Source organism: Vibrio sp. V19_P1S1T109 (assembly GCF_002241375.1).
GTDB classification, from domain to species: Bacteria; Pseudomonadota; Gammaproteobacteria; order Enterobacterales; family Vibrionaceae; genus Vibrio; species Vibrio anguillarum.
Genome location: NZ_NDIM01000328.1, coordinates 1 through 9,946 on the forward strand (window position 1 = coordinate 1; position 9,946 = coordinate 9,946).

General features: G+C 45.1%; 7 protein-coding genes. 2 read left to right on the top strand and 5 right to left on the bottom strand.

All coding sequences use genetic code 11. The annotated features are described in order from the left end of the window. From vpsR to brnQ, 4 genes are all read right to left on the bottom strand, one after another. Positions 1-1,328: cyclic-di-GMP-binding transcriptional regulator VpsR (gene vpsR / locus B9J87_RS15640; protein ID WP_094151635.1), on the bottom strand; the 1,328-nt coding region annotated here is incomplete at its 3' end. A gap of 262 nt (positions 1,329-1,590) precedes the next feature. After that, positions 1,591-3,123 carry a lysine--tRNA ligase gene (gene lysS / locus B9J87_RS15645; protein WP_013857598.1) on the bottom strand — a complete coding sequence of 511 codons (1,533 nt, stop codon included), beginning with the start codon at positions 3,121-3,123 and terminating at the stop codon, positions 1,591-1,593. A 33-nt stretch (positions 3,124-3,156) separates the two neighbouring features. Next, a protein-coding gene (gene prfB / locus B9J87_RS15650; protein ID WP_096000859.1) for a peptide chain release factor 2 occupies positions 3,157-4,255 on the bottom strand; the annotation gives its coding sequence in 2 pieces (ribosomal slippage) (positions 3,157-4,179 and positions 4,181-4,255; 1,098 coding nt in all). A 170-nt stretch (positions 4,256-4,425) separates the two neighbouring features. Further along, the gene (brnQ, locus tag B9J87_RS15655; protein ID WP_013857601.1) at positions 4,426-5,739 is read right to left on the bottom strand and encodes a branched-chain amino acid transport system II carrier protein; all 1,314 of its coding nucleotides are present in this window, start codon (positions 5,737-5,739) and stop codon (positions 4,426-4,428) included. 308 nt (positions 5,740-6,047) lie between these two features. Between brnQ and B9J87_RS15660 the strand changes: the two genes are divergently transcribed. Beyond that, a complete protein-coding gene (locus B9J87_RS15660; protein ID WP_094143199.1) occupies positions 6,048-6,770 on the top strand; it encodes a tRNA1(Val) (adenine(37)-N6)-methyltransferase in 723 nt (240 codons plus the stop codon). A gap of 92 nt (positions 6,771-6,862) precedes the next feature. Further along, entirely contained in the window at positions 6,863-8,098 is a 1,236-nt protein-coding gene (srmB, locus tag B9J87_RS15665) for an ATP-dependent RNA helicase SrmB (RefSeq protein ID WP_013857603.1), read from the top strand. Between the two features lie 101 nt (positions 8,099-8,199). Here srmB and prfC read toward each other — a convergent pair whose 3' ends face one another. Next, a complete protein-coding gene (prfC, locus tag B9J87_RS15670; protein WP_094125060.1) occupies positions 8,200-9,789 on the bottom strand; it encodes a peptide chain release factor 3 in 1,590 nt (529 codons plus the stop codon). Positions 9,790-9,946 lie beyond the last annotated feature (157 nt).

A 9,946-nucleotide genomic window follows, 5' to 3' on the forward strand; every position in this document is an offset into this window, starting at 1 on the left:
GTATTTTCAGTGATTAAGTTATGTTTATTAAGCAAGCGATACATAGTAGCTCTAGATACACCTAGCTCTTTGGCGGCCATTGATACTTGCCCTGAGTTGGATTCTAAAACCAGTAATAGCGCATCTCGCTCTGAACGCTCACGAATGCTTTTTAGGCTGCGCTTACCATCACTGCGTTTTGGTAAGTCGAGTTGCAATTCATCCAACATGACTGAATCGGACATCAGCACCACACGTTTGATCTGATTCATCAGCTCACGAACGTTACCCGGCCAGTGATAACGAGCCAATGAGCGCGCCGCTTCTTCAGTAAAACTGCGCGCCTGCGCGTTAAACTCTTTTGAATACTCCTGCAAGAAGTGTCGTGCCAGTAAAGCAATATCACCCGCCCGCTCTTTTAAGCTCGGGACATTAATACGCAATACGTTGATATAGTGGTACAGCTCTTCGTTAAAATTGCCATCAATCAGCGCTTTTTCAATATCGGAAGAATTGGCGGCCAAAATACGCACATCCACCTCTTTGACACCCATTGAAGTTTCTATCGTTCCTTCTTGCAGGAAACGCAAGAGGTTCGCTTGTTGGCTTTTAGGTAGCGTGAGAATATCTTTGAGTAGGATCGTCCCACCATCAGCCCGCTCCAATAATGAAGTTTGAGATGAGTCTTCACAACCAATACCGAACAGCTCACATTCAAAGCGGCTCTCCGATAAAGCTCGGCAATTCACTGAAATAAAAGGTTTTTGTGCGCGAGACGAGGTTTTGTGTACCGCTCTCGCGACCGTCTCTTTGCCCGTTCCATTTTCCCCATAAATGAGGATACTGACATCTGTAGGGCCGATGCGTTTGATCTGATCACGCAAGCGCTTCATGGGAGTGGACTCACCAATTAAACCAATATCCCCTGTTGCTCCATAATGTGGCCATACTTTTTTCTCTAACTTAAGCATTCCAAGTTGGTGTCCAATGGTGCTCAGTAGCTGCGCATCGGGAATCGGCGCCGTAAAAAAGTCGATACAAAAGTTAACAATGAATTGGCAAATCGTATCCGAGCTCAACTGTGATTCGCGAATGAACGCTAACCAACGTACTTGTTTATGGTTGCTGACCAAATTTGCAATGCCATTGAGGCTGAATTCATCATGGCTCAAATCAACAATACCAATGCATGGGCCTGTTTCTGCAAACAAGGCATCCGCTTTACGTAAATCTGCGCATTGTGTACAACGCCAACCAACCTGTTCAAGTACAGATAACCAAGGCTCGTATGTCCCACCAACGACGACAAGCGAACCAGGGACAGAATCCATTCGGAATTGAGTGCCCATCTATTATTCCTTATCTTTAAATTTATATGCAGTGCTACTTTTGGCACATTAAACGGCTGTTACATTAACGAGACTTGGCGCTGTAGTCTGTCTCAATCATAAGACTAGACAACAAATAAGCACTTTACCATTTAATATAGGGAACTATTTCATAATCCTTTCGAAATTGTTGTCTGTTAGTCCACGCTAGTGAACAAAATTTTTCAAACTAATGCAAAAAAAAACCGCCTATTTAGGCGGTTTATCGGAACGAAAGTAGCAATTACTGCTGTGGGCGCATCGCAGGGAATAGGATAACGTCACGAATCGTATGGGTGTTGGTGAGTAACATCACCAAACGGTCAATACCAATGCCTTGACCCGCCGTTGGTGGGAGACCGTGCTCTAACGCAACAACATAATCAGCATCGTAGAACATGGCTTCATCGTCGCCAGCATCTTTGGCATTCACTTGCGCTAAGAAGCGCTCGTCTTGATCTTGAGCATCATTAAGCTCAGAGAAGCCATTGGCGACTTCACGACCACCGATGAAGAACTCAAAACGGTCAGTGAAGAATGGGTTGTTATCGCTACGACGCGCCAATGGTGAAATATCCGCAGGGTATCCAGTGATGAAGGTCGGTTGCATCAACTTAGGTTCAGCCGTTTCACCGAAGATCTCTTCAAGAAGTTGGCCACAAGTCCAGAAAGGTTCAACGTCTACATGAACCGATTTCGCGATAGATACCATGAGCTCACGGTTTTGCAGATCCTGTTCAGTTAACGCTTGGATTTGAGCGTGCTCTGGGTTGTAGTGTTTGATGGCTTCAAACATACTCATGCGAGCATATTGACCACCAAATTCTACCGTTTCATCACCATAAGGCATTGAAGTCGAACCTAAAACTTCCTGTGCCACAGTGCTTAATAACTCCTCGGTAAAGTCCATCAGATCATTGTAATCTGCGTACGCCATATAGAATTCCATCATAGTAAATTCAGGGTTATGGCGAGGAGAAAGACCTTCGTTACGGAAGTTACGGTTGATTTCAAACACGCGATCAAAGCCACCCACAACTAAACGCTTAAGGTAAAGCTCAGGTGCGATACGCAAGTACATTGGCATGTCGAGCGCATTGTGGTGAGTGATGAATGGACGCGCACTAGCACCGCCAGGGATCACATGCATCATTGGCGTTTCTACTTCCATGAACTGTTTTGAGATCATGAAGTTACGAATTGCAGTCATTACTTTAGAGCGAACAATGAACGCATTACGTGAACTTTCATTAACAATCAAATCCACATAACGTTGGCGGTAGCGCATCTCTTGGTCAGTCAAACCGTGGAACTTCTCTGGTAATGGACGAAGTGCCTTTGTCAGCAATTCGTACTCTTCCATATTAACGTAGAGATCGCCTTTGCCAGATTTGTGCAACGCACCTTTCACGCCGATGATGTCACCAATGTCTAGACCTTGGTATTTTTCCTTCAGCTCAGTTTGAACCTCTTTTGAAGCATAAGCTTGAATACGACCAGAGGTTTCTTGAATAACAAGGAAAGGGCCACGTTTCGCCATGATACGACCTGCAATCGCCACAACATGGTTTAAGGCTTCTAACTCTTCTTTGCTCTTTTCACCGAATTGCTGTTGAAGATCGCCCGCAAGGCTGTCACGACGAAAGTCATTTGGGTGGCCATTCGCTTTACAGCTCTTACGGATGTGATCCAGCTTGCTGCGACGCTCTGCGATGAGTTTGTTCTCTTCTTGCGCAATTTGCTCTTGATTCATTTCGTTTTGAACAGCATCAGTCATTTTACATGTACCTTATATGTCGGTAAAAAAGCATTAAAGGCCTGATTTCAGGCTTGCTTCAATAAATTTGTCTAAATCACCATCTAATACCGCTTGGGTATTACGGTTTTCAACGCCAGTGCGTAAATCTTTGATTCGGGAGTCATCCAATACATAAGATCGGATTTGGCTTCCCCAGCCAATGTCAGATTTCGCATCTTCATTGGCTTGCTTTTCTGCGTTCTGCTTTTGTAACTCAAGTTCAAACAGTTTTGCACGCAATTGTTTCATCGCTTGGTCTTTGTTTTTATGCTGCGAACGATCGTTTTGGCATTGAACAACGGTATTGGTTGGAATATGCGTAATACGCACCGCCGATTCGGTGGTGTTAACGTGCTGACCACCCGCTCCCGAAGCGCGATAAACATCGATACGAAGATCGGCTGGGTTGATGTCGATAGCAATATTTTCATCAATCTCAGGATAGATAAACGCAGAGGCAAAAGAGGTATGGCGGCGGCCACTCGAATCAAATGGGGATTTACGAACCAAGCGGTGTACGCCAGTTTCGGTGCGCAGCCAACCATAAGCGTAATCACCGATAATGCGCACGGTTGCGCCTTTTAGGCCAGCAACATCACCTTCAGACACTTCAATCACTTCAGTCTTAAAGCCTTTCGCTTCTGCCCAACGTAAATACATGCGTAGCAGGATTGATGTCCAGTCTTGAGCCTCGGTGCCGCCCGAACCAGACTGCAGATCAATATAGCAATCTGAAGAATCGTGATCGCCAGAGAACATACGGCGAAACTCAAGCTGTTCAAGCTTAGTTTCCAGCTCATCCAGTTCAGGGCCAATTTCATCGAAGGTTTCTTGGTCTTCGGCTTCAATAGCCAGTTCCAGTAGCCCTTCCACATCATCCACACCTTGATCTAACTGATCAATGGTATCGACAATGGCTTCGAGCGAAGCACGTTCTTTACCTAGCGCTTGTGCACGCTCAGGTTCGTTCCAGACGTTGGGTTGCTCGAGTTCTGCATTCACTTCTTCTAAACGCTCTTTCTTAGCGTCGTAGTCAAAGATACCCCCTCAGGATATTTGTGCGCTCTGACACATCCTGAAGACGGTTTTTAATAGGATTGATTTCAAACATGTTTGCTCAACATTTATGAGTAGAATTTAACCGAAGAATTCTACTTAAAAATGTGACGAAGATACAGGAAAAATTCGTTTGATCTCTTGGAATAAAAGCTGGCGCACGCCTAAAAAAAGAGGCTGAACAATCGTGTTCAGCCTCTTTAATGCTTACGAGTAAAAACGCGATTATGCCGCTTCTTTAACCACACTTTGTTGAACGGTAGTTGCAATAAAGAACATGCAAATCATCGCAGCAAGTGTCGGAAGCAACCACCCCATGCCGACCTCAAACAGTGGCAGCATATTGAACGCAGACACATCAACGCCAGCGACTTTTGCCGCGTCGATCAACGCAAAAAGAAAAGAGACAAGCAGCACCACACGGTATGCCACTGCTGGGTTTGGTAGTTTCCCTCTCAAGAAGGTCAACATAATCAAGGCAATCGCGACTGGATAAAGCGCATACAGTGCGGGGATAGAAAGCGTGATCAATTGCGATAAACCAACGTTTGCCACGATAGCGCAAGCGACACCAATAATGATCACCCAAGATTTATACGCAATTGGAGTCAATGTGCAAAAGTAATCTGAACATGCTGAAATCAAACCAATTGCCGTGGTTAGGCAGGCTAGTAGCACGATGACAGAAAGCACGATCTGCCCATAAGGGCCAAACAGCGCTTGCACATATTGGCTAAGCACTGCGCCGCCATTTTCTGCACCAAAAGCGACCACAGAGCTTGTCGCACCAAGATAAAACAGTGAAATATAGACAAAAGCTAAACCAACCGCCGCAATACACGCCGCGCTGATTAAATACTTTGTGGTTGCCGCGCGCTCAGTAATGCCTTTGCTACGCAGTGCATCGACAATTAACATCCCAAACATCAGTGCGCCAAACGTATCCATGGTGTTGTAGCCTTCAAGGAAACCTTTCGTCAACGGCTGAGTCAGGTATTCGCCTTGTGCAGTCACCATCTCACCTTGCGGATCAACAAAAACCGCAACGGCTAAAATAATTAATCCAACAAATAGAGCAGGAGTTAGCACTTTACCAATGATGTCAATGAGCCGACCTTGAGACCAGGCAAAAAACATCGCAATCACAAAAAAGAGAATCGAAAATAGTGTCAAATGCGATTGTTGCGCATCAATGAAAAATGGTTTCACTGCCATTTCATACGCCACAAGGCCGGTACGCGGTGCTGCAAAGGCAGGACCAATGATGATAAAGATCATCACTGCCATGATAGTTGCAGCTTGTTTAGGCAGATCTTTGGTTAAATGCTCCCAAGAACCACCCGCGACAGCAATCGCAATAATCGTCATCAATGGTAAACCGACAGCGGTAATGAGGAAGCCTGTCATGGCTGGCAGTAAATGCTCTCCAGCAAGTTGGCCAGCGATTGGCGGAAAGATGATGTTACCAGCACCCAAGAAAAACGCGAAAAGCATAAAGCCGACCGCGATAATATCTGTTAGTTTTAACGTCTGCTTCACAGATAACCCTTAATTATTATTTGATAAATGTTGTGTATGCATTGTTGATGAGGTTGAAACCGCATCTAAATCTAAAAATTAAGGGCGAATAATGACGAAACACTCAAGACTTCGCAAGGGCAAAGCAAAAAACGCTACATTAATTTATAATATCGGTGAAAAACCAGTTTAAAACTCTAAATGTTAAAAAATAGAAAGAATGATGTGTTGATCATTTTCTCATACACTCTCATAACAGATAGAAGAATAATCCGAACAAATAGATAACAATAGTGGTTATCACTTAATTAGAGCTATATTTTGAAATAATGATGAAAAGTCACACGCCCAAAAATAAGCGTTTCAAATTTAAACAATTTTCCATTGACGGTGGACAAGCGGGAATGCCTGTCAGTACCGATGGGGTTCTATTAGGCGCGTGGGCTTTCACGCACCATCCCAAAACCATTCTCGATATTGGCACCGGTACTGGGTTATTGGCATTAATGTGCGCACAACGTTTTAGCGATACACAAATTACGGCCATCGATATCGATGCCTTTGCCTTTGAAGCGGCCCAATACAACAGTAATGCTTCTTCATGGGGGCAACGCATACAGGTTTTACAAGGTGATATTTTAGACACCTCTTTTACGCCGTCCTTTGATGCAATTATTTGTAACCCACCCTATTTCAACAGTGGTGAACTGTCTCATGATCCCCAGCGAGCTACTGCTAGGCACACCAATCAACTTGCTCATCACGCTTTATTAGTCAGAGCAAAAAGTCTTCTCAACGATGAGGGGCAAGCTTGTTTTATTTTGCCCGTGTATGAAGGGGAACAATTTATCGAGCAAGCACTCACGCTCGGCTGGCAGCTTAAGCGGTGCTGCACTGTACAACCCAGAGCACACAAACCCGCTCATCGGCTATTGATTGAACTAAGTTTAGCCTCGGCTTCTATGATTGATTCATCGTTGGTCATTCACTCATCAAGTGGTTATAGCGAAGCCTTTATTGCCCTAACTCAAGATTTTTATCTCAAGATGTAGAAATAACATGTGATCCTAATCACCAATCCCCCTATAATGTTCGACCTTAATTTTATAGCCAAATAAGCCTAACGGCTTGTGGAGTACTCACTGTGATCAAAACCTTTGCTGACCTCGATCTTGACCCTTGCATCATTGCGGCCATTGAAGATATGGGCTTTGAACGTCCCACCCAAGTTCAAGCTGAAGCGATCCCACAAGCCCTAGATGGTCGAGATATTCTTGCCTCTGCGCCAACGGGAACCGGTAAAACCGCTGCATTTGTTTTACCCGCGCTACAATATCTTTTAGATTTTCCGCGCAAGCGAGCCGGCCCTGCACGCGTCTTGATTCTGACCCCAACTCGTGAATTGGCGATGCAAGTGGCGGATCAAGCTCGTGAACTGGCGAAGAATACTCGCCTCAATATCGTTACCATCACCGGCGGCGTACAATATCAAGAGCACGCCGACATCTTAGCCAAAACGCAAGATATTGTGGTGGCAACGCCTGGTCGCTTGATGGAATACATTGAAGGCGAGCGTTTTGATTGTCGTGCGATTGAATGGCTTATTTTGGATGAAGCTGACCGCATGCTGGACATGGGCTTTGGCCCAATCGTCGATCGTCTCGCTGCTGAATGTCGCTGGCGTAAACAGACCTTGCTCTTCTCTGCAACACTGGAAGGTCATGGTGTGGAAGGTTTTACCGCCGATCTCTTAAAAGAACCAGCAACAATCAATGCCGATCCTTCTCGTCGTGAACGCAAAAAAATCACCCAATGGTATCACCGCGCCGATACCATGGTGCACAAAGTTGAGCTATTGAAGAAAATCCTCACCGAGCAAGCCGAACGTTCTATCGTGTTTATCAAAACTCGTGAGCGCTTAGCTGATTTGCGTACAGAGCTAGAAAAAGCGCAAATTCCTTGTGCTTGGATTCAAGGCGAAATGCCACAAGATCGTCGCAATAACGCCATTACGCGATTCCGTGAAGGCGCAGTCAACGTACTACTGGCAACCGACGTGGCCGCACGCGGTATTGACTTACCTGACGTAAGTCACGTGATCAACTTTGATATGCCACGCTCAGCGGATGTGTACTTACACCGCATAGGTCGTACGGCTCGTGCTGGTAAAAAAGGCAATGCGATCTCTTTGGTTGAAGCCCATGATCAAGTGATGATGGACCGCGTCGCGCGTTATGTCGATGAGGAGATCAAAGAGCGCTTCATTAAAGATATGCGCCCGCAGCACAAAAAGCCGGTATTCAAAAAGAAAAAGAAAACCGATGACAAAAAAGTCAAAGTGGTTTCTAAGAAGAAGAAAGCGAACAAAAAGAAAAAATAGTGTTCCAATACCACCTATAAAAAAATGCCGATACTGAAATATCGGCATTTTTTATCTTTAACATTTGAAGAGAGTGTCACTCTCTTCAAAATCACCAAGTTTTAATGTTCGCGTGTCGCACGGAACTCCACTTCAGGAAAACGCTCTTTGGCCAGATTTAAATTGACCATAGTCGGCGCGATGTAAGTCAGGTTATCCCCACCATCCAATGCGATGTTACTTTGGTTTTTGCGCTTAAACTCTTCGAATTTTTTATCATCTGCGCACTCAATCCAACGTGCTGTTGCAACGTTAACACCTTCGTAAATCGCCTCAACGTTGTATTCAGATTTTAAACGAGACACCACCACATCAAACTGCAGCACACCCACTGCACCCACAATCAAATCGTTATTTTGTAGTGGGCGGAAGACTTGAACCGCTCCCTCTTCCGACAACTGCACTAAACCTTTAAGCAGTTGCTTCTGCTTCAGTGGATCGCGCAAGCGAATACGACGGAACAGCTCAGGAGCAAAGTTAGGAATACCTGAGAATTTCAACGATTCACCTTGAGTAAAGGTATCGCCAATCTGAATCGTTCCATGGTTATGCAAACCGATAATATCGCCAGCATAAGCATTTTCAGCACGAGAGCGATCGCCTGCCATAAAGGTAACCGCATCAGAAATACTCACTTGCTTACCAATACGCACGTGGTTCATTTTCATGCCTTGGGTATAAGTACCCGACACAATACGCATAAACGCAATACGATCGCGGTGTTTAGGATCCATGTTCGCTTGGATTTTAAACACAAAGCCTGAGAATTTCTCTTCCGTGGCTTCAACAATACGCTCATTAGCTTGACGTGGCATCGGCGCCGGAGCCCACTCAGTTAAACCATGCAGCATATGGTCAACACCAAAGTTACCTAATGCCGTTCCGAAGAAAACAGGGGTCAACTCACCTTTTAAAAACAGCTCTTGATCAAATTCATGAGAAGCGCCCAATACTAACTCAAGCTCATCACGCAGTTGAGCAGCAAGGTCATCACCCACCGCCTTATCCAGTTCAGGGTTATTGAGGCCCTTAACAATGCGCTCTTCTTGAATGGTGTGGCCTTGGCCTGTTGCGTATAGAATCGTCTCATCACGGTGAATGTGGTACACGCCTTTAAACTCTTTACCACAACCCACTGGCCATGAAATCGGGGCACAGGCAATCTTCAGCTCATTCTCCACTTCATCAAGCAATTCCATTGGGTCGCGGATCTCACGGTCCAATTTGTTCATGAAGGTTACAATCGGTGTATCACGTAAGCGAGTCACTTCCATCAGCTTACGAGTACGATCTTCAACACCTTTTGCTGCATCAATCACCATTAAGCACGAGTCAACCGCCGTCAATGTGCGGTAAGTATCTTCCGAGAAGTCTTCGTGCCCTGGAGTATCGAGCAAGTTAACCAAACAATGATTGTAAGGAAATTGCATCACAGAGGTCGTGACTGAAATACCACGCTCTTTTTCCATTTCCATCCAATCTGATTTAGCATGCTGGTTAGAGCCGCGCCCTTTTACCGTTCCCGCTTTTTGAATAGCGTTCCCAAATAGCAGAACTTTTTCAGTAATGGTGGTTTTACCCGCATCCGGGTGCGAAATAATAGCGAAGGTTCTACGTTTAGAAACTTCACTCAAAAAAGGAGTATTTGACATGAAACAGGTCTTCTCAATATGCTGATATAAGGGAGAGCCGAAGCGCTTACGCTGATCAGCAGTTCGATTCAAATTTGCGCGGTATTCTCCCCTATATTTGATCTGGGAGCAACTTTCGTCGCTATACAAATCAACAAGAGAATGACGACCTTTCTAT